1 protein-coding gene is annotated in these 289 nt (G+C 45.3%); it reads left to right on the top strand.

Annotated elements, in window-relative coordinates:
• The coding region (locus FTW16_RS21465) for a DUF2189 domain-containing protein (RefSeq protein WP_146492390.1) at window positions 1-289 on the top strand (289 nt) is incomplete at both ends.

Here is a 289-nt window from a genome sequence, read left to right as displayed (position 1 = left end):
TGGGCCTTTGCGATTGTGTTGATGGTTGCGATGATATTCTGGATGCGTATCGCTGCGTTATTGCACGCGCTCTACCCTTCAGTGCAAGGCGCACCATTGGCTGAGTTTGCTCCCTTTTTAATCACGGGTTCTGTGATTGGTTTTGTTATCGCAAGCCTAATATTCAGTATTTCTGCCTTTTCAATTCCATTGATGATGGAGAGACGTGTTGATGTCATGAGCGCTATTTTCACTAGCTTTAATGCCGTGAAATCAAACATCCCTGCAATGGTCGTGTGGGCGAGTATTA

This window comes from Vibrio sp. T20 (assembly GCF_007858795.1).
In the GTDB taxonomy this organism is placed as follows: Bacteria; Pseudomonadota; Gammaproteobacteria; order Enterobacterales; family Vibrionaceae; genus Vibrio; species Vibrio satsumensis.
This window is presented reverse-complemented; position numbering and strand designations above follow the sequence as displayed.